The sequence below is a fragment of the Modestobacter altitudinis genome (assembly GCF_005930475.1).
In the GTDB taxonomy this organism is placed as follows: domain Bacteria; phylum Actinomycetota; class Actinomycetes; order Mycobacteriales; family Geodermatophilaceae; genus Modestobacter; species Modestobacter altitudinis.
This window is the reverse complement of the sequence record NZ_SJEW01000007.1, coordinates 84,398-104,212: the sequence shown is the minus strand read 5'-3', so window position 1 is coordinate 104,212 and position 19,815 is coordinate 84,398. Positions and strand designations below refer to the sequence as shown.

Below are 19,815 nucleotides of genomic sequence, written 5' to 3'. Positions count from 1 at the left end.
GCCCCGGGTCGACCCGCACCCCGCCCATCGGGGACAGGTCCAGCATCAGCCCACCCTCCGGGACCGACAGCCCGGCCACGCTGTGGCCCCCGCACCGGACGCCGACCTCCAGGCCCTCCCGCCTAGCCACCGCGAGGGCACGCGCGACGTCCTGGGGTCCCCGACAGCAGGCGATCAGCGCCGGCCGCCGGTCCACCATGGCGTTCCACACCCGGCGGGCCCGGTCGTAGCCCGCGTCGCCCGGGTGCAGCAACTGGACGTCGTCCATGTCGTCTCCTCCATCGGCCGTGGCGTGCCCGACGCTAGGGACGAACGCCCGGGGCCGGAAGACCCCGGGTCGGCGGGTCAGTCACCGCCCTGCCGGAGGACCACGACCAGCACCCGCAGCACCAGCACGACCGCCACGACGAGCAAGCCGTAGCCGAAGACGGCGAACAACGGCAATGCCGCGGTGACCTGCGGCCCGTCCCGCATGCCGAGGAAGAGCACGCCCATCACCCCGGCAACGGCACCGATCACGGCGGTCAGCGACAGGTGGACCAGCCTGGTGAGGAAGCGCCGGTCCTGACCGTCGGCCAGCAGACGGACGTTGAGGTTGACCCGGCCCTGCTCGACGGCGTCGGCGATGCGGTCCAGCCGGCGCGGCAGCCGCTGCAGCATGGGCAGCAAGGCCGCCATCTCGTCCTCCACCGACCGGCGAAGCCGCTCGGGGGCCATCGACTCGGTCAGCCGCTGGCGGGCGGCCGATCGCGCGGCCACCACGAGGTCGAACCCCGGGTCGAGGGTCTGCAGGGTGCCCTCCAGGGTCGCGAAGGTCCGGAACAGCGCGGCGACCTGGGCAGGCACCGCGAGCCGGTGCTCGGTCACCAGCCGGAACAGCGCGGTCAACGCCGCGGCGCCCACGGTGGCGCCGGGCGTCGTGCAGCGGACGATCAGGACTCCGACGGCGCGCTCCATGAGCGTCTGCATGCGCCGGGCCTCCCGTTGCTCCGGTCAGGAGTCCTCCGCGGACCCGGACCGGGCCGGGCCCCGTGGTCCGAGGCCGATCGTGGCCGGAACCGTGCGCCGCCGGTGGTGGACGCGGCGACCCGGCCGCGCTGCTCCACTGGCAGGGGTCTGGTCCGTGCCCCCAGCTCCAGGTCGCCGCGCCCTGTGCCCGGGCCGGTGGGAGCATTCCGCCATGCGTCACGCCCACGCTGTCCAGGACGCGCTCCGCGAACCATCCCGCGCGCTGCGTCGAGCGATCCCCGACGTCTACGACGGGTACCGCCAGATGCACACCGCCGCGTACGCCGCCGGTGCGCTGGACCAGAAGACCAAGGAGCTGATCGCGTTGGCCATCGCGGTCAGCAAGGAGTGCGACGGGTGCATCGTGTCGCACGCGCGTGGCGCCGTCCGCACCGGCGCCACCGAGTCGGAGGTCGCCGAAGCGCTCGGGGTCGCCATCGCGATGAACGGCGGCCCGGGCACCGTGTACGGACCGCGCGCGTTCGCGGCCTTCCAGGAGTTCGCGGACGAGGCGGACCCGCACCAGGGTTGACCCGTGGTGGTCCCCGCACGGCCGCGACCGACCTCGCTGGACCGGTGAGGTGGCGGTCAGGGTCGATGGCCCCTGAGATGAGCAGGTGCCCCTCTTCCGTCGCTCCTCTCGCTCCACGCCCGCCGGGTCACCCGCGCCCGGATCGCAGCGGGTCCGCACCGACGACGGCGTGGACCTGCACGTCGAGGTGGACGGCACCGCCGACGCCCCGCTCACCGTGCTGCTGACCCACGGCTTCACCGCGCGGCTGGGTGAGTGGGACGACCAGCGGGCCGCGCTGCGGGGGCGGGCGCGGCTGGTCCTGTGGGACCACCGCGGCCACGGCCGGTCGGCCCGAGGCGACCGGCGGACAGCGACGATCGACCGGACCGGCCGGGACCTGAGCGAGGTCCTGGACGCCACCACGCCCTCCGGCCCGGTCGTCCTGGCCGGGCACTCCCTGGGCGGGATGACCGTGCTGGCGCTGGCCCGCCAGCGCCCGGAGCTGTTCGGGACCCGGGTCGTCGGCGTCTTCCTGCTCGCCACCTCGGCCGACGGGGTGGTCCCGGGCGGCGTGGTCGGCCGGCTCGTCGCGCTGGCGCGTCGGCTCGGCCTGCTGGCCGTCCAGCTGTGGTGGCTGCAGTTGATCGCCCCGCTCCTGGAGCGGTTCCGCCGGCGGGGCACCGCGCTGGGCCGGTGGTACACCCGGCGCTACCTCTTCGGCCGGGACGACGCCGACCCGGTCCTGGTGCGCAGGGTCCAGGACATGCTGGAGGAGACACCGCTGACGGTGACGACGGCCTTCTACGCCAGCATCCTCGACAGCGACGAGACGGCCGGGCTCGAGGTGCTGCGGCGCGTGCCGGTCACGGTGGTGGTCGGCACCCACGACCGGCTCACCCCCGCCGCGCACAGCCGGCGGATCGCCGAGGTGCTCGGTTCCGGCACCGAGCTGGTGGTCGTGCCCGGTGCGGGCCACAGCGTCAACATCACCCGACCCGAGGTCGTCGACGCTGCACTCCTGGCCCTGCTGGACCGCGCGGAGGAACGACTGCCACGGGCCACCGGCTGACCGGCCGGGGAGCCCTCCGCCGGCCCGGACACAGAAGGGACGACCGTCAGGTCCCGGATGAACGCCTTGCCACCACCTCACTCGCAGGCGCCGCCCCGCGTGGCGTCGTCCGGGCCCACACCGGGCGCGATCCCGGTGTGCTCGCTGTCCCTGCCCCGGCCCGCGCGCTGCAGTTCGCCGGCCGCCTCCGCCACCGCGCCGGCGAGCACGTCGAGCTCCCCGACGACGGAGGGGTCGGCGACCAGGCCGAAGCCCAGCCGGTCGCCGACCGACAGCACCGCCACCCGCAGCGCGTGGTGCTCGGCGACCTCGACCAGCGGCTGGACAGCAGCGACGGGCGCGCCGAGCACGGTGACCGGACGGTCGGGACCGCGCACGTTGGACACGTTGAGCGCGAAGGACCGCCCGCTGCGCTGCAGCCGCTGCGACCACTCCGCCAAACGCGGCGAGTGGCGAGCCAGCCGGGTCATCAGCTCGTCGAGCTGCTCGGCGTCGTGGTGGGCCTTCCGCCGGGCCGTCTCCCGGCGGACGGCCGCCAGCCGCACCACGGGGTCCGGCTCGTCCACCGGCAGGTCGACCCGGAACCAGGAGTCCCGGTTGCCGGCCTGGTCGCCGTCGTGGTGCAGGGTCACCGGCACCTTGACCCGCAACCCGGTGAGCGGTCCGTGCCGGTGCTCCAGCCACCGGCGCAGCGCACCGGCCACCACCGCGAGCACGGCGTCGTTCACCGTCGCGCCCTCGACCCCGTGGGCGGCCTCGCGCAGGGCCGACACGGGGATCGCGGTCAGGGCCACGTCCCGCTCGCGGCCCACTGCCGCGTCGAACGGGGAGCGCTTCAGCCCCGGGATGAGCTCCCCGGTCAGCACACCGGCGGCAGATGAGCGGCGGAGCTGCTCGACGGGCGTCCCCGACCCCGCGGCTCCGGTGCGGCGACCGCCGGCGGCGCCGGTCGCCGGCGCCGGGTCCCACAGCACGTCCTCGGCCAGCCGCATCACCGTGCCGCCGTCGGCCAGGGCGTGGTGGACCCGCCAGACCAGGACCGCACCGCCGCCTGCCAGCGGGCCGACGACGTCCATCCGCCACAGCGGCCGGGTCCGGTCGAGGCGCTCTCCGAACAACCGGACCAGCTCGGTGCGCAGACCGGCCGGGTCGAGCGGGGTGACCGGGTCGACCGATCGGACGTGCGCCGTGACGTCCAGCGTCCCGTCCGGGCACCACGCCGGCTCGTCGGCCGTCCCACCCAGCCGCCAGGTCAGCCGCGGCGCCGCCGGCAGCCGGCGGCTCACGGCCTCCCGGAGCCCCCGGAGGTCGGGCGCGCCGTCCGGCAGGTGGACCACCGTGGCCGTGTGCCCGACCAGGTGGCGTCCCTCCAGGGCGAGGATCGTCCGATCCTCAGCGGTCAGCGGGACCTGCACGGCAGCAGCCTGCCGGTCCGGTGCAGCTGTGGCAAGCACGCCGGCGGCGGGTGCTGTTCACCGGGCTCGATCGGTCAGGGTGCTCGCCTCGTGGTCATGGCGGGCCGACGGGGGCGTCGTCCTCCGACGGCGGACCAGGCCGGTGAGGTTCCAGCGGACAGCGCCGGCGAAGTCCCGGCCGTGCTCGGCGAAGGTCAGATCGCGGGCGGGTCGGGCTGCTGCCACGGCGGCGTCGAGGTCGTAGCCGTGGTCCTTGAGGACCTCGGAGAAGTCGCGCTGCAGCGGTGCGAAGCACCGGTACCCGTAGCTGCGGTACATGGCCGGAAACAGCGGCCGGAACAAGCGGATCCGCTCGTGCAGGCCGCTGGAGTGCGACATCGGGTTCTTGTGCCGCGCGGTGACGTAGTCGGGGAGGACGTCGGAGAAGGCGTGCCGCAGGATCCACTTCTCGTAGCCGTCCCGCTGCTTGAGCTCCTGCGGTATGCGCATGGCGAGGTCGAGCATCGCCAGGTCGAGGAAGGGCACCCGCGCCTCGACCCCGTTGCCCATCGAGGTGCGGTCGACCCGCTGGAGCTCGGTGTGGCTCAGGTAGCGGATCTTGTGCAGGAACAGCCGCCGCGCGTCCTCCGGGGCGATCCGGCGGTACATCTCGTAGCCCCCGAACAGCTCGTCGGACCCGTCCCCGGTCAGCACGACCTTGACGCCGGCCTCGTGCACGGCGGCGAAGAGGCGCTGCGAGACGACGGCGTTGATGATGTCCCCGTACTCGGTGAGCTCGGAGACCCTGATCGCCTCCCGCACGTCGCGGCGACCGAGCTCGCGGGGGCGGACGGGGACCACGACGTGCTCCACCCCGAGGTCGGCGGTGAGCCGCCGGGCGTACGCCAGGTCCTCGCTGCCCTCGACCCCGACGGTGAAGGCCACGCAGTCCGGGTGCAGTTCGAGGACCTTCACCAGGGTCAGGGAGCTGTCCAGCCCGCCGGAGAGGACGACGCCGACCCGCAGGTCGGTGTCCACCCGGATCCGGACGGCGTCGGTGAAGGTCTCGCGGAGCGCGGCCGCCGCCTCCTCCACGTCGGCGAGGACGGGCCGCCCCTCCCCCAGGCGGTACAGGTCGACGTAGGGGTGCAGGTCCGGGGCCGTGTCCGGATCAGCCCAGCCGCAGTGCCCGGGCGGGACCTCGTGCACCTCGGTGCCCAGCGGCACCAGGGCCTTGATCTCGGAGGCGATGTGCAGGCGCCCGGCCGCGCTCGCCCAGTACAGGGGCTTGACGCCGGCCGGGTCGCGGGCCAGGAACACCCGGCGGGTGCCGCGCTCGACGAGGGCGAAGGCGAACTCGCCGCGCATGCGCGTCAGCGCCTCCTCCCCCCAGGCCAGCACGGCCTCCAGGACGACCTCCGTGTCGCTCGACGACCGCGTGCGGCGCCCGTCCGCATGCAGCCGGGCACGCAGCTCGGCGTGGTTGAACACCTCACCGTTGAAGCTCAGCGCCCAGGTCCCGTCACCGGACGTCCACGGCTGGACGGCCCGGTCCCGGTCCACGATGCGCAGCCGGGCGGTGCCGAGCAGGGCATCGGTGTCGCAGAGGACCTCGTCGACCTCCCCGCGGGGGGACACGGCGGCGAGCATCGCGTCGAACACGGCACGCTGGCGCCCGGCGCCCGGACCGAGGAGGACGGCGATCCCGCACATCAGGGCACCGGACCGGCCGCGGTCAGCAGGGGTCGGGCCACGGCCTCGTACCTGCCGACCCAAGCCGGGTTCAGGCACACGTGCCAGGCCTGGCCCTCGTCGATCACGTTGAGCACCCCCGCGTCCCGGTAGGTGGTCAGGACCTGCTGGAGCGGTGCGGCCACCCCGTTGCGGCGGAGCCAGGTCATCTCGATGTCGGCGGCGTACCCGACGCAGTGCGCGCTGGGGAGGAAGGCCGAGTAACCGAGGTCCCTGAGCCGCTGCTGGCCCTCGTTGCTGCGGACGATGCAGTTCACCCACAGGCCCCGGCGCCACCCGGCAGCGGCCTGGGCGAAGGCCGTCGCGATCTCGCTCAGCAGCCCGATCATGGCCGGCCGCGCCAGCGGGAAGCTCAGGCCGGAGGACTGCGGCTGACGCCCGGGCGCGCACCGGCGGACCGCGTAGTCCCGGGCGCGGCCGGGCAGCCCTGTCGCACCGACCCGGAAGGAGAAGGGCAGGCGGCGCTGCTGCTGCAGTCGGCGCAGGGAGGTCAGCTCCGGGGAACCCAGGACGGCACGGTCGTCGGGGAAGGGCGCGACCGACGACCACCACACGACATCGACCTGGTGCAGCAGCAGGATCTTGAGCAGGGTGGCCGGTGTCGAGGCGTTGGAGCGGGCGCTGGACCGGAAGGCGAGCACGTCCCGTTCGATCCGGGCGAGTGCGCCCTCCGCACCCTCCGGCAGGCGGTCCAGGAGGAGGCGCACTGCCGGTCGGTCGGCGGCGTCCGCCAAGACAGCGCCCTCCGGGGGTGCCTGGTCGGCCGGCAGGTCCGCGAGGTGCTGCACGACCGCGTCGACCGCCGCGCGGTAGCCGAACAGGTGCTCGGACGTGGGGGCGCCGCTCGTCGTCGCGCCGCGGTCCCCGTCCACTGCGCCGGGACGCTAGCACCGCGTCCGGGCAGGTCGGAACCCTTGCCAGAGCGCCTCCCGGCAGCCTGCGGCCGATGACCCGCATGCCTCGGAAGGCCCTGGACCGAGCACGGACCTGCTTCGATCAGCGCGATCGGCCGACGTCGCCCCGCGTTCCCCCGCGCACGCATCCCCTCGTGGAAGAGCAGGCGCGTCCCGGGACGTCTGAGGATCGACGTGTCCGCGGAGGGAGCCGGACCCATGGGACGACCAGCGGAGTCGCCACGTCCGAGCGCTCCGGCCGCCGTACCCGCCGCCGTACCCGATCCCGGCGACCGCTTCCAGGAAGAGGTCACCGGCTACGTCCGCTCCCCCAGCGACGTGCTGCGCACCGTCGTGCTCGTCCTCGCCGCCCTGCTCGTCGTCGCCCTCGCCGCCTGGTCGCGCGACGGGGTGCTGTCGCTCGAGGACGACCTCGTCCAGCGGTCCTCCGCCAGGACGTCGACGGTGGAACGCGCCCTGGTCGGGACCCTGACCCTGCTGGTGCTCGCATCGGTCGCGGCGGCGTGGGTCACCCCGCTCCTCATCCGCCACCACCGGCTGTTCGGCTACCTGGCCGTGAGCGGGGTCCTCGCGGCGTCGGCCGTGCGGGGGGTCGACTCGTTGCTCGACCGCGGGACCACGGACGTCCGGTCCCGCGAGGTCGGGTGGGGCGGCGTCGAGGACGGGCTGACCGTGGAGGGCATGGCCGTGACCGCAGCGTCGTTCGCGGTGCTGGCTCCCTTCGTGTCCCGCCGGTGGCGGCGGGCAGGGGTCGTGGTGCTCGGCCTGCTCACGCTGCTGCGGCTGTCGGTGCCGGTGGCCCCCCCGACCACCCTGGCGGTCGCGCTCGTGCTCGGCGGAGCGGTGGGCTCCGCGACCCTGCTGCTCTTCGGTCGACCCAGCGGCAGGCCGACGCGGGCCGCGATCGCCGCTGCCCTGACCAGCAGCGGCCTCCCGCTGGTCGACCTGGAAGCGGCCGCGGTCGACGCCCGCGGCTCCGTCCCCTACTTCGCGACGCTCGACGACGGCGGCCGGGTGTTCGCCAAGGTCCTCGATGCCGAGCAACGAGCCGCGGACCTGCTGTTCCGCGCCTACCGGTTCATCCGGCTGAAGAACGTCGGGGACGAGCGGCCGTTCTCCTCGCTGCGGCGCACCGTCGAGCACGAGGCGCTGGTGTCGCTGATGGCCCGCGACGTCGGTGCCCGCACCCCTCGGCTCCGGGCGGTCGCAGCGGTGGGACGCGACTCCGTCGTGCTGTGCTACGACCGGATCGACGGCACGTCCCTGGACCGCGTGCCCGACGAGGCGGTCACGACGCCGGTGCTGCGGGGGATCTGGCAGCAGGTGGCCGTCCTGCGCCGGCACCGCATCGCCCACCGCGACCTGAGGCGGGCCAACGTCTTCCTCGACGCAGCCGGGGACCCCTGGCTCATCGACTTCGGCTTCAGCGAGGTGGCCGCGGGTCAGGCGCTCCTCGACGCCGACGTCGCCCAGCTCCTCGTGGCGCTGGCGCTGGACGTCGGTGTCGACCCCGCCGTCGACGCCGCCGTCGCCGAGCTCGGCGCCGAGGCAGTGGCCGCATCGCTGCCGCGGCTGCAGCCCGACACGTTCAGCGGCGCGACGAGGAAGGCGCTCGATCAGCGCAAGGACCTGGTCGGGCAGGTCCGCACCGCGGTGTCGACCCGGACCGGGGTCCCGGAGCCGGAGCTCGAGCACCTGGACAGGATCAGCCCCCGGTCCATCGTGACCATCGCGGTGCTGGCCGCCGTCACCTACGTCCTCGTGCCCCAGCTCGGGGACGTGCCCGGCATCGTCGACCGGGTCCGAGGAGCCGACTGGTCCTGGGCACCGCTGATCCTGGGGACGTCCGCGCTGAGCTACGCGGGCGCCGCGCTGAGCATCCTCGGAGCCGTCCCGGACCGGCTCCGCCTGGCGCCGACCCTCCTCACCCAGCTCGCCAGCTCGTTCGCCAGCAAGCTGGCACCGGCCGGCCTCGGCGGGATGGCCCTGAACGTGCGCTACCTGCAGAGGAGCGGCGTCGACGTGGCGGTGGCCACCTCGGGGGTCGGCCTGAACACCGTGGCCGGGGTCGTCGTGCACGTGTTCCTGCTGCTCACGTTCGCCGGGTGGGCCGGCCGGTCCGTGTTCGGTGCCGTCCGGCTGCCGCACCCCGAGGTCCTCGCCTGGGGCGCCTCAGCCGTGGTCGTCCTGGCCGCCGTCGTGTTCGCCGTCCCGGCCGTCCGCCGGCTCATGGCGGTCCGGCTGTTCCCCCTGCTGCGCCGCTCGGTCCACGGGGCCGGTCACGCGCTGCGCAGCCCCGGCAAGCTCGCGCTGCTGCTCGGCGGCTCGGCCGTGGTCACCCTCAGCTACATCACCTGTGTCTACCTGTCGACCCGCGCCTTCGGCGGCGAGCTCAGCTTCGCCACCGTGGGCGCCGTCTACCTCGCCGGCGCGGCCATCGCGGCCGCGGCGCCCACCCCGGGGGGCCTCGGCGCACTGGAGGCCGCCGTCATCGCGGGGCTGGTCGCCGGCGGGATGGACCACACCGTCGCCGTCCCGGCCGTCTTCCTGTACCGCATCGCGACGTTCTGGCTGCCGACGCTGCCCGGCTGGGCCGCTCTCACCTGGCTGCGCAGGTCGCAGTACGTCTGAGGTCCCGCGAACGGCTCGGCTCCGGCGAACCGGCGGGCGACCTGCACACCAGGTCGTGCAGGCCGTCGGCCGCGGGTGGTGATCGTCCCTCCGGTCGCGGCGGGTGCCGTCAGCAGCCGGGCACACCCGCCGGCGCCGGTGCGCACGCCGGGCGACGAAGGAGTCCGTTACCTACTGTGGCGCCGTGTTCTTCCTCTTCGGCTTCGGCACCAAGGAACAGGACCTCGGCCCCGGGGAGGTCCGCACCTGCCCGAACTGCGGCAACACCACGACGTGGGCGCGGGTGCGGATGGTCAAGCAGGTCACCGTCTTCTTCGTCCCCATCGCTCGGTGGGGACGACGGCAGCTCGAGATCTGCGGCGTCTGCGGCACGGCCGTGGAGATCTGAACGACTGCCGGATCCCCGAGATGGGTCTCCGCGTCCTGACGCCGACGAGAGTCCGTGACCATGCCGACTCCCCTGGCGAGGGCAGGGCGGCAACCGCACCTCGGCGGGGTCGAGGTGGACCGTCAGCGGTTCCGGTCCAGCCAGTCGACCAGCACCGTCGACACGTGCTCGGGCTGGTCGGTCATCAGCAGGTGGTTCGCGTCCGGGACCACCACGAGCTCGGCGCCCGGGATGCGGCCGGCGATGATGCGGCCGTTCTCCGGCGGGACGAGCGCGTCCAGCTCCCCGTGCAGGACCAGCGTCGGGGCGGTGATGCCCGCCATGCGGTCGTAGCCGTCCCAGCGCGACGACCCGATCGCCTGGGCCAGGTAACCCTCGTTGGTGGTGGCGAGCGGGAGCCGCACCGCCCAGTCCTCTTCGATGCGCTCGCGAGGTGTCCCGGGTGCGTAGTTGAAGGGGATGGAGGCCTCGGCCGCCTCCTGGGGCGTCATCTGACCGCGCTGCATGAGCACCGCCATCGCCTGGGGGTTGGAGACCGCGTGCGCGATGCCCGGGTGGGTGGCGATCAGGCACAGCGAGCGCACCCGTTCCGGAGCGGTGAGCACGATCTCCTGGGCGATCAGGCCGCCCATCGAGATGCCGACGACGTGGGCGGTGTGCACACCCGCCGCGTCCAGCACGGCCAGGCAGTCCCCCGCCATGGTCTCGACCGTGTACGGCGCCCCAGGGACGTCGCCGGTGCGGCCGGCACCCCGGTTGTCGACCCGGATGACCCGGTGGCCCTCGGCCAGCGCGGGCACCAGCCGGAACCACATCGCGGCCGGGTAGGCCAGCCCCATGACCAGCAGGACGGCGGGAGCGCCCTCGGGCCCGTCGGACTCCCACGAGATGCGGGCGGAGTCAGGACGCTCGAGAACCGGCACGGGTCGCTCCCTTCATCGTGAGGTCCGACGGACTGCATTCTTCCCGCACGACCTGGGCGCCATGTGCGGCCGGGTGCGTCGGTGGCGTGTCGCCCCTCGAACACCGCCTCACCCCGGTTCTCCTGCCCGTGACGACGACGCGGAGGACGACCCGGCCGGAGCGGCTGCCTCGTGGACCCCGCGGGATCCCCCAGCACGGCTGTGCTGGGGAGCTCAGTGACCCGCTCAGAACGAGAGGTAGCGGATGACCGCCAGTACTCGGCGATGGTCGTCGTCGCTGAGCGCCAGGTCGAGCTCGTCGTAGATGCGGGACGTGTGGCGCACGACCGCCCGCTCGGTGATCGACAGGGTCCGGGCGATCGACGCGTTGGTCCTGCCCTCGGACATCAGGGCCAGGACCTGCCGCTGGCGAGGGGTCAGCCGGTCGAGCGCATCGTGATGCCCCCGGGCGCGGGAGACCATGAGGCTGACGACCTCGGGGTCGAGGACGGTGCCCCCGGCAGCGATGCGGCGGACATCGTCGGTGAACCCGTCGATGTCGGCGATCCGCTGCTTGAGGAGGTACCCGACGCCCGACGACCTGGTGCCCAGCAGTTCGACGGCGTAGGCGCGCTGGAGGTGCTGCGACAGCACGAGGACGGCGATCTCGGGATGCTCCCGGCGGATCTCCATCGCCGCCCGCAGGCCCGCGTCCTCGTGATCGGGCGGCATGCGGATGTCGGTGACGACGATGTCGGGGACGTGTTCTCCCGCGGTGCGGACCAGCTCGTGTGCATCAGCGACCGCAGCGACGACGTCGAACCCGGCGGCCTGCATCACGTGCGTGAGCCCGGCTCGCAACAGCGCCTCGGCCTGACCGATCACGACCCGCACGGCAGCTCCACCAGCAGAGGTGTGCCGCCGCCGGCCGGGCTCCCGATGGCGTGCAGCGGCAGCACCCCACGCCGGCCGGGCGTCGCGGTGCGCAGCCGGTCGACGAGGACACCCCCGGTCACCGGCGCGGCCCCGACGACCGACATCGAGCCGGTCCGGGTGCTCGGCCGGCGACGACGGCACGGGCCGCCCCGAGCAGCGCGAGGCTCAGCACGGGAGCCCGCCCAGCGCCGACCGCACAGCTCGCCGACGCGCCATCGCTGCAGCATGGCACCGGGGACGCGCGCCCGGTGGACCACCGGACCGGCCAACTGCTCGGGCACCACCCTGTACCCAGGTCCAGGTCACCGGGCCACTCCGGTCCATTGTCCGGCGGTCACGACGTCGCAAGGGTCGCGTGCATGGACAGCCGAGTGGCCGCAGTCAGGGTGCTCGTGTCGACCCCGTCGCGGTCCACGGCGGCTCGCCTGACTGGTTCGCCGGACACCCGGACACCCGGACACCCGGACACCCGGACACCCGGACACCACTGACCGGCTACCCCTCGGAAGGTCGACCATGGGAGCTGTAGCCCGCGGACCACGTCGTCACCGGCCACCCGGGACGCTGGCCGCCTCGCTCGCGACGACGGCGGCCGCGTTGCTGGTCGTGGCTCCCGCCCCGGCGAACGCATCGCCGGGGGGCGCGACGGCACCGGCGGAGGAGCCGGCGTACGCGGCGGCGGTCCAGCCCGAACTCGACCGGCTCATGGAGGACCTGGCGATCACCGGCGCGGTCGTCCTGGTGCGCTCCCCCGAGCTCGGCGACTGGGCCACCACGATGGGCACCCAGACCTGGCACGGCGACGAGCCGGTCACCCTCGCCGACCACGTCCGGGTCGGCAGCAACACCAAGACCATGACCGCCACGGTGATCCTGCAGCTGGTCGACGAGGGCCGGATCGGCCTGGACGACCCGGTGTCGTGGTACCGCCCGGACGTGCCCAACGGGGAGGACATCACCATCGCCCAGCTGCTGGACATGAGCAGTGGGCTGGCCAACTACACGACCGACCTCGAGCTGAACGAGCAGATGGACAGCAACCCCGGCCGGGTGTGGAGCCCGGAGGAACTGCTCGCGATCGGCCTCGCCGAGCCGCCCGCCTTCCCCCCGGGCGAGGGGTTCCTGTACTCCAACACCAACTACGTGCTGCTGGGCGTGATCATCGAGCAGCTCACCGGGCTCCCGCTGGAGCAGGCCCTGCAGGAGCGGGTCTTCGACCCGCTGGGGCTGAGCGGGACCTCCTTCCCGGCGCTGACCGACGCCTCGATCCCCGAACCGCACCCGCGGACCTACACCTTCGGGACGAACGTGGAGACCATCGACAGCCTCGTGCTCCCACCGGAGGTCCGGGCCGCAGCCAGCGCCGGCACCCTGGAGCCGATGGACGTCACGGACGCCAATCCCTCCTGGGGGTGGGCCGCAGGCGCCGGGATCTCCACCGCGCCGGACCTCGCCGACTACGTGGAGGCACTGGTCGAGGGGTGCCTGCTCAGCCCGCAGCTGCAGCAGGAGCGGATCGCCAGCGTCCAGCCGTTGGACCCCGACGACCCGGCCAGCCCCGGCTACGGGCTCGGCCTGGCCAGCTTCGGGCCCGTGTACGGGCACAGCGGTGAACTGCCCGGGACCAACTCCTTCATGGGCTACGACCCGGTCCGGGACATCACCGTCGTCACCTGGGCCTCCACCGCCCCCGCACCCAACGGCGAGGGCCCAGCCGTCGAGCTCGCCAAGGCGGTGATCGCCGAGCTCTACGCCGACTGATCGGCACCCGTGGCAGACCGCGTCAGCAGGAGGGCCCCTCGGCCACGGGGTCACCACACCGTCCCCTCCACAGCAGGAGCTGTTCCTCATGCGCCGATGGATGCGCCCCGCCGCCCTCGCACTGGCCCTGCTCGCGGGGGCCGGGACGACCGGCGTCACGACCACCCCCGTGGCCCTCGCCGAGTCCGCTCCTCCCCCGGCCGCGACCCTCGACCCGGACCTCGCCGCACAGATCGACGAGCTGGCCCGGGCCGCGCTGACCAACGGCGTCACCGGTGCGGTGGTCGGCATCTCCGACCCGGTCCGGGGGAGCTACCTCCAGGCCTACGGGACCGCGGACACCGCGGGGACCCCGATGACCCCGGACATGCACTACCGCATCGCCAGCGTGACCAAGACGTTCACCGCTCAGGCGGTGCTGCGCCTCGCCGACCAGGGGGAGCTGTCCCTCGACGACCCCCTGGCGGAGTACGTCCCCGACATCCCGTACGGGGACGAGATCACCGTCCACGACCTGCTGGGCATGCGCGGCGGCGTGTACGACTTCGTCGCCGACGAGCAGTTCCTGGCGCGGTACGTGGCCGATCCGCTCCTACCGGGGTGGTCCCCCTACGACGCCCTCGAGATCATCCGCGCGCACGCCGACGAGGCCACCCCGCCCGGTCGGGCGACCGTGTACTCCAACTCGGAGTACGTGCTGCTCGGCCTGGTCATCGAGCGGGTCACCGGCCGCTCGGCACAGCAGTACACCACCGCGGTCATCGACGACCTCGGCCTCGACGAGACGTCGTACCCCACGACGGCGGCCCTGCCGGAGCCCTTGAGCCACGGCTACCTGAACACCGACAGCGAGCTGGCGCCCGCGGACCCGGGAGCGGACGAGCCACGGGACCTCACGCTCAGCAACCCGGTGGTCCCGTTCACCGCCGGTGCGGTCGTCTCCACCGTGCCGGACATGGTGCGCTACGCCGAGCAGCTGGCGACCGGAGTGGGCCTCGCCCCGGAGACGGCCCGGCTGCGCCAGCAGTGGACTCCGCTCACCTCGACCGGCGTCCGGGCGCAGTACGGCCTCGGCGTGCTCCAGCTCGGGAACTGGGTCGGCCACAACGGCTCGATCTTCGGCTACAGCGACATGGTCTTCCACCTGCCGGAGGAGAAGGCGAGCGTGGTGGTGATGGTCAATGCGGCCGACGGCGAGGCCGTCCCCGCGACCGGCCTCTGGGGCGGGATCGTCACGCTGCTGTACCCCGGCAGCCTGCCGACCTGGTGACCGGGGCGCCCGTCGGCTGACCTGCACGACGCCGTCGGACGCCGCGGCGGTCCCTCACCGCAGCAGCGGACGCAGGTTCTCCGTCCACACGTCCCAGCCGACCCGGCCGATCAACGCCGTGACGACGACGAGGAAGACGACCCGGATGAAGCGGCTGCCCCGGGCGGTCGCCGTCCGAGCGCCCAGGTAGCCGCCGAGCATGTTGGCCGCACCCAGGACGAGCCCCAGCCCCCAGAAGACCGCGCCGTACGGGACGAAGAAGAGCAGCGCCCCCAGGTTGGTGGCGACGTTGACGATCTTGGCCTGGGCGCTGGCGTGGAGGAAGTCGTAGCCCAGCAGCGACACGATGGCGAACACGAGGAACGAACCGGTACCGGGGCCGAGGACCCCGTCGTAGAAGCCGATGCCGGCGCCCACCGCCCCGGCGACGCCGTGGTGACGCCGCCCGCTGTGCCGCAGTGCGGTCACCTCGCCCAGCGCCGGGCGCAGCACGGTGAACGCGGCGATGGCGACCAGGGCGACGACGATGACCGGCTTGAACACGCCGGCCGGGAGGGCCGCGGCGACGGAGGCCCCGGCGAAGCTGCCCACCAGGGCCACTGCGGCCATCGGCAGGGCGGTCCGCAGGTCGGGGTGGACCCGGCGGTGGTAGGTGACCGCGCTGGTGGCGGTACCGGAGATCGAGGCCAGCTTGTTCGTCGCCAGGGCCTGCACCGGGCTCATCCCGGGGACGAGCAGCAGCGCGGGCAGCTGCAGGAGACCGCCGCCACCCACGACGGCGTCGATCCACCCGGCCGTGAGCGCGGCGACCAGGACCAGGACGAGCAGCCCCGGGGTCAGTCCCTCGGGGAACAGGCCGGGCGGCCACGCACTCGTCATCCGGTCTCGACCTGCTGTCCCCTCGGCGGCTGCGGGTTCAGGAGCGCACCCGGTTCGGCGCGCGCCGCCGGCGGGCGAAGAACCGCTCGACCCGGCGCCACTGGTCAGGTGTCTTCTGCGGGTCCATCAGCTCGGACTCAGCGAGTGCCCGGTCGGCCGGACCGAGGTCGGGCGGCTCGAAGGGCACCAGCGAGCGGCCGGTCGGCCGACGCAGCCGCTCGATGCCCCGCACCAGCGAGCCGGTGTCGGCGACCGCGGCGGCGACCTCCTCCGGCGTGCAGCCGAGGTGCTCGGCGAGCAGCCGGTCCCGGACACCGACGATCGTCGCGGCGAGCCGATCGGCCCCCGGCCGCCCCTCGACCGCCTCGACCGCCAGGTCGAGCTCGGTGTCCAGGCCCATCGAGCGGTTGTTCACGTTGCTGGACCCCAGACGCAGCAGGCGGTCGTCGACCACGGTCACCTTCGCGTGCACGTAGATGTGCTCGCGCTGCTCCGTCACCGGCGTGTAGATCCGGAACCGGTCGTGGGCGTCGGCGTCGCGGACGATCTGCAGCACCCGGGCCCGCGCGGTGCCCATCGCCTTCTCCGACAGCCAGCCGTCGGCGGTCCACGGGTTGAGCACGACGACGTCCGGGCCGTCCGGCTCGCGCAACCGCTCGGCGATCGCCTCGGCGATCCGGCGGCTGGCGAAGTACTGGCTCTCCACGTAGATCGACCGGCTGGCCGCGGCGATGGAGGCCAGCCAGAGCAGCTCGATCTCGTTGACCAGGGTGGTGCCGCCGTGGGCGGGACGGGTGCGGGAGATCGCCACGTCGACGTCGGTGAGCAGGGGGTCGACGTCCTCGGGCCAGCACTCCCGCGTCTCGGGGACCGGCTCGAGCCGCTCCCCGGTGCCGCTCTCCCACCGCTCGCGGGCGAGCTCGGCGATCGCCCGGGCGGCCGGCCCGGTGACCATGCTGGTCGCGTCGTGCCACGGCCCCGTCAGCCGACCCTCGATGCGCCCGGCTGCCGGACGACGTCGGTGCGGGTTCTCGTCGGCGTGGTCGGAGGTGTCCCAGCGGTCGGCGGTGACGTCGATGCCGCCGGCGAAGGCGAGGCAGTCGTCGATCACCACGATCTTCTGGTGGTGCGCGCCGCCGACCGGGTGGTGGGTGTCCACGGTGAAGGTGAGCCGGTCGGGAGTGCGCCGGTCGAGCAGCACGATGGGCGTCAGGCCACGGCCCAGCGCCCGCAGCATGCCGAGGTCCCACTGGAGGACGCCGACGACCAGCCGCGGGTTGGCCTGCACCGCCCGCTCCAGGACGGCGCCGAGCCGGTCGTCCTCCGCCGGTCCGCCGCCGAGCGGGTCGAGCCGGATCCGCGGGTCGAAGTCCCAGCCGATGAAGAGCACCCGCCGCTCGGCGCGGAGCACCGCGTGCTTCAGCGCGGCGAAGTAACCGGCCGCGTCGACGAAGACCGCGAAGCGGGTGGCCCGCTCGATCCGCCAGCAGGTCGCGCCGGGGACCAGCAGCGACGCGCCTTGCTCCGGCTCAGGCCGACCGGCGTCCCGGGCGCCACCGGGATCGGCGTCAGGTCCGGTCGTCGTCCCGCCGCCGTCGATCACCTCGGCAGTGTGCCCGTCGTCGCGGTCGGGACCAACGGCCGACGCCCGCTCAGGTGGGAGTCGGCCACCACCGAGGGACGGTGAGGACTCCGGTGCTGGTGCCCCGGCGAGTCAAGCGGCGACGGTCAGGGTCTGCGGCCGTGCGGGTGCGGTCCTCTCCTCGGCCAGGCCGGCCGCCTCCTCGACCAGCCGCACGATCGTCTCCGGCCGGTCGGACTGCGGAGCGTGGCCGGCCCACAGCAGCGGGGTGAACCGGGACGCCGGGACCAGCGGCAGGTAGCGCACGGTCTGGCCGGAGGCGATCCAGTCCGCCACGCCCTGGACCAGCGTGACGGGGCAGTCGATGCGGTCCAGGCCGCGCGGGACGTCGAGCATCAGCCCCCACACGAGGACGCGCCAGAAGTCGCGGGAGTCGGCGAAGCCCTCGCGCGCTCCGATGGCCTCCTCCGGCGAGGTGCTCCACGGACGGGCCTTCAGCGGCCCCAGCAGCGCCGCCCGACCGACCGCCGACCGGGACAGGGGCGCGATGAGCGGCTGCGCCATCCGCGTGACCACCCGGGCCGCGGCCATGCCCAGCCCCTGCACGATGCGCTCCTGCGGCACGTTCAGCCCGGAGGGCGAGATCGCGACCACCGACAGGGCCCGGCCGCGGCGGGCCAGTTCCAGCGCGATCCGGGCGCCGAGGGAGTTGCCGAGCACGTGCACCCGGCCGACCCCCGCCGCATCGAGCGTGCGCTCGACCGCGTCGGTGAGGGCTGGGACGGTGGGGCGCTGCTCGAGGTGCGCCGACCTGCCCACGCCGGGCAGGTCGAGGTTGAGCACGTCGAAACGTGCGCGCAGCTCGGGGAGGACGGCGGTGAAGTCGCGGCTGGAACTGCCCATGCCGTGCAGGAGCAGGAGCGGCTCACCGGAGCCGGAACGGGTGAGGGACAACGGTGCGGTCACTCCCGGTGGATGCCCACGTTCGACGCGTACGAGGCCGTGACGTCGGCCACCCGAGCGGCTACCGTCGGACCCCCGAGTGATGCACGTCACACAGGAGGCCTCCGTGACGACCACGACGTCGACGCCGCGCTCCACCGGGTCGGGGAGGCCGCAGCCCGGTGCTGAACCACCGGTGCCCGAGGACGAGTCCGCGGCGCTGGCCTCGGTGGAGAGCGCCGAACCGGTCGGCGTCCCCTCCCCGCGGGGCATGGCCCGAGCGGTCCTGTCCACCCTCGCCCAGCCGGGGCCCCTCGCGCGGGAGGCGGGCCGCCTCGGGCGGGACACGGTGCGCATCCTCCGCGGCACGGCGGAGATCGCGCCCTCCCCCAAGGACAAGCGCTTCGCCGATCCGGCCTGGTCGACCAACCCCGCCTACCGTCGGCTGGCCCAGTCCTACCTCGCGGTGACCGGGTCGCTGACCAGCCTCGTCGACGCCTACGAGGCCCGGGGCGCCGACTGGCGCGAGGTGGAGCAGGCGCGCTTCGTCCTCACCGCGTTCACCAGCGCGCTGGCGCCGACCAACACCCTGCTCGGCAACCCGGCCGCCGTGAAGCGCGCCTTCGACACCGGCGGACGCAGCGTCCTGCGCGGCATGGGCCACCTGCTCTCCGACCTCCGGCACAACGGCGGGCTGCCGACCCAGACCGACCGCAGCGCCTTCACCGTCGGCCAGGACCTGGGCATCTCCCCCGGCGCGGTCGTCCACCGGGACGAGGTCATCGAGCTGATCCAGTACACGCCGACCACGGCGCGCGTCCGGCAACGGCCGCTGGTGATCGTGCCGCCACCGATCGGCCGCTTCTACTTCCTCGACCTGCGCCCGGGGCGCAGCCTCGTGGAGTACGCGGTGAGCCAGGGCCTGCAGGTGTTCATGATGAGCTGGCGCAACCCCACCAAGGAGCAGGCGGACTGGGGCCTGGACACCTACGCGCAACGCGTCGTCGACGCCATCGGCGTGGCATCCGACATCACCGGCTCACCCGACGTCACGACCCTCGGCCTGTGCGCCGGCGGTCAGGTGATGACGACGGCGCTGAACCACCTCGCGGCGACCGGCGACGACCGGGTGCACGCCGCCGGCTACGCGGTGACGCTGCTCGACTTCGCCAACCGGGCGCCGCTCGGCGCCTTCTCCGGCCCCCGGCTGCTGGAGCTCGCCCGCCGCAACTCGACCCGGCGCGGGGTCATCAGCGCCCGCGAGATGGGCTCGGTGTTCAGCTGGATGCGCCCCGACGACCTGATCTTCAACTACCTGGTCAACCAGTGGCTGATGGGCGAGGACCCGCCGGCGTTCGACATCCTGGCCTGGAACGCCGACGGCACGAACCTGCCGGCCCGGCTGCACGAGCAGTTCCTGGAGATCTTCGGGGACAACGCGCTGGTCCGGGCCGGGGCGATGCGCGTGCTCGGCAGCCCGGTGCACCTGAGCCGGATCACCGTCCCCACGTTCGTGACCGGGGCCCTGACCGACCACCTCACCCCGTGGGACGGCTGCTACCGGACGACCCAGCTGCTGTCCGGCCCGAGCACGTTCGTGCTCAGCTACAGCGGCCACATCCAGAGCCTGGTCAACCCGCCGGGCAACCCGAAGGCCCACTACTGGACCGGCGGCGAGCCGGGCCCGGACCCGCAGGCGTGGCGGGCGTCGGCCGAGCGGCACACCGGCAGCTGGTGGGAGCCGTGGGCGGAGTGGATGCTCGAGCGCTCCGGCGATGAGGTCCCGGCCCCGGCGGCCCCGGGCAGCGCGGACCACCCGCCGCTGGAACCGGCTCCCGGCTCGTACGTCCGCGACCGCCGGCCGGCCTGACGG

General features: G+C 73.9%; 18 protein-coding genes. 7 read left to right on the top strand and 11 right to left on the bottom strand.

The window, feature by feature from the left end; genetic code table 11:
* Both FHL79_RS04830 and FHL79_RS04825 read right to left on the bottom strand, forming a co-directional pair.
* Nucleotides 1–268 (bottom strand): FAD-binding protein (locus FHL79_RS04830; RefSeq protein WP_138757487.1); only part of this gene is annotated, 268 nt, incomplete at its 3' end.
* 77 nt (nucleotides 269–345) lie between these two features.
* Nucleotides 346–969 carry a hypothetical protein gene (locus FHL79_RS04825; RefSeq protein WP_138757486.1) on the bottom strand — a complete coding sequence of 208 codons (624 nt, stop codon included), beginning with the start codon at nucleotides 967–969 and terminating at the stop codon, nucleotides 346–348.
* Nucleotides 970–1,180: 211 nt separating this feature from the next.
* Here FHL79_RS04825 and FHL79_RS04820 point away from each other — a divergent pair, with 211 nt between their 5' ends.
* Together FHL79_RS04820 and FHL79_RS04815 are read left to right on the top strand one after the other, a co-directional pair.
* On the top strand, nucleotides 1,181–1,540 hold the full coding sequence (locus FHL79_RS04820; protein WP_138757485.1) for a carboxymuconolactone decarboxylase family protein: 360 nt from the start codon (nucleotides 1,181–1,183) through the stop codon (nucleotides 1,538–1,540).
* Nucleotides 1,541–1,709: 169 nt separating this feature from the next.
* Nucleotides 1,710–2,591 carry an alpha/beta fold hydrolase gene (locus FHL79_RS04815; protein WP_138757484.1) on the top strand — a complete coding sequence of 294 codons (882 nt, stop codon included), beginning with the start codon at nucleotides 1,710–1,712 and terminating at the stop codon, nucleotides 2,589–2,591.
* Nucleotides 2,592–2,668: 77 nt separating this feature from the next.
* Here the strand turns inward: FHL79_RS04815 and FHL79_RS04810 are convergent, their stop codons facing one another.
* The 3 genes from FHL79_RS04810 to FHL79_RS04800 are packed head-to-tail and all read right to left on the bottom strand — an operon-like array spanning nucleotide 2,669 to nucleotide 6,609.
* Nucleotides 2,669–4,006: a wax ester/triacylglycerol synthase domain-containing protein gene (locus FHL79_RS04810; RefSeq protein ID WP_171058017.1), complete on the bottom strand. Its 1,338-nt coding sequence runs from the start codon at nucleotides 4,004–4,006 to the stop codon at nucleotides 2,669–2,671.
* A 57-nt stretch (nucleotides 4,007–4,063) separates the two neighbouring features.
* A complete protein-coding gene (locus tag FHL79_RS04805) occupies nucleotides 4,064–5,698 on the bottom strand; it encodes an asparagine synthetase B family protein (protein WP_138757482.1) in 1,635 nt (544 codons plus the stop codon).
* Nucleotides 5,698–6,609, bottom strand: coding sequence for a DUF5715 family protein (locus FHL79_RS04800; RefSeq protein ID WP_138757481.1), 912 nt, complete (start codon nucleotides 6,607–6,609; stop codon nucleotides 5,698–5,700). Before FHL79_RS04800 ends, FHL79_RS04805 begins: the two co-directional genes overlap by 1 nt.
* A 240-nt stretch (nucleotides 6,610–6,849) precedes the next feature.
* Here FHL79_RS04800 and FHL79_RS04795 point away from each other — a divergent pair, with 240 nt between their 5' ends.
* Nucleotides 6,850–9,282 (top strand): lysylphosphatidylglycerol synthase transmembrane domain-containing protein, encoded by a 2,433-nt coding sequence (locus tag FHL79_RS04795; protein WP_138757480.1) that lies wholly within the window; start codon nucleotides 6,850–6,852, stop codon nucleotides 9,280–9,282.
* 184 nt (nucleotides 9,283–9,466) lie between these two features.
* The gene (locus FHL79_RS04790; RefSeq protein ID WP_138757479.1) at nucleotides 9,467–9,670 is read left to right on the top strand and encodes a zinc ribbon domain-containing protein; all 204 of its coding nucleotides are present in this window, start codon (nucleotides 9,467–9,469) and stop codon (nucleotides 9,668–9,670) included.
* Nucleotides 9,671–9,792: 122 nt separating this feature from the next.
* Here the strand turns inward: FHL79_RS04790 and FHL79_RS04785 are convergent, their stop codons facing one another.
* The 3 genes from FHL79_RS04785 to FHL79_RS24980 form a co-directional block, all read right to left on the bottom strand.
* A complete protein-coding gene (locus FHL79_RS04785; RefSeq protein ID WP_138757478.1) occupies nucleotides 9,793–10,593 on the bottom strand; it encodes an alpha/beta fold hydrolase in 801 nt (266 codons plus the stop codon).
* A 225-nt stretch (nucleotides 10,594–10,818) separates the two neighbouring features.
* On the bottom strand, nucleotides 10,819–11,466 hold the full coding sequence (locus FHL79_RS04780; RefSeq protein ID WP_138757477.1) for a response regulator transcription factor: 648 nt from the start codon (nucleotides 11,464–11,466) through the stop codon (nucleotides 10,819–10,821).
* Nucleotides 11,454–11,612 (bottom strand): hypothetical protein, encoded by a 159-nt coding sequence (locus FHL79_RS24980; protein ID WP_171058016.1) that lies wholly within the window; start codon nucleotides 11,610–11,612, stop codon nucleotides 11,454–11,456. Before FHL79_RS24980 ends, FHL79_RS04780 begins: the two co-directional genes overlap by 13 nt.
* A 412-nt stretch (nucleotides 11,613–12,024) precedes the next feature.
* Between FHL79_RS24980 and FHL79_RS04775 the strand changes: the two genes are divergently transcribed.
* A complete protein-coding gene (locus tag FHL79_RS04775; protein WP_138757476.1) occupies nucleotides 12,025–13,269 on the top strand; it encodes a serine hydrolase domain-containing protein in 1,245 nt (414 codons plus the stop codon).
* Nucleotides 13,270–13,357: 88 nt separating this feature from the next.
* On the top strand, nucleotides 13,358–14,539 hold the full coding sequence (locus FHL79_RS04770) for a serine hydrolase domain-containing protein (protein WP_138757475.1): 1,182 nt from the start codon (nucleotides 13,358–13,360) through the stop codon (nucleotides 14,537–14,539).
* Between the two features lie 54 nt (nucleotides 14,540–14,593).
* On the opposite strand, the gene FHL79_RS04765 is transcribed toward FHL79_RS04770, so the two are convergent.
* From FHL79_RS04765 to FHL79_RS04755, 3 genes are all read right to left on the bottom strand, one after another.
* Nucleotides 14,594–15,418: a sulfite exporter TauE/SafE family protein gene (locus tag FHL79_RS04765; RefSeq protein WP_138757474.1), complete on the bottom strand. Its 825-nt coding sequence runs from the start codon at nucleotides 15,416–15,418 to the stop codon at nucleotides 14,594–14,596.
* Between the two features lie 37 nt (nucleotides 15,419–15,455).
* Nucleotides 15,456–17,021, bottom strand: coding sequence for a phospholipase D-like domain-containing protein (locus FHL79_RS04760; RefSeq protein WP_246080358.1), 1,566 nt, complete (start codon nucleotides 17,019–17,021; stop codon nucleotides 15,456–15,458).
* Between the two features lie 111 nt (nucleotides 17,022–17,132).
* The gene (locus tag FHL79_RS04755) at nucleotides 17,133–17,966 is read right to left on the bottom strand and encodes an alpha/beta fold hydrolase (protein WP_218938326.1); all 834 of its coding nucleotides are present in this window, start codon (nucleotides 17,964–17,966) and stop codon (nucleotides 17,133–17,135) included.
* Nucleotides 17,967–18,069: 103 nt separating this feature from the next.
* Here FHL79_RS04755 and FHL79_RS04750 point away from each other — a divergent pair, with 103 nt between their 5' ends.
* On the top strand, nucleotides 18,070–19,812 hold the full coding sequence (locus FHL79_RS04750; RefSeq protein WP_246080356.1) for a PHA/PHB synthase family protein: 1,743 nt from the start codon (nucleotides 18,070–18,072) through the stop codon (nucleotides 19,810–19,812).
* The last annotated feature ends 3 nt before the right edge of the window (nucleotides 19,813–19,815 follow it).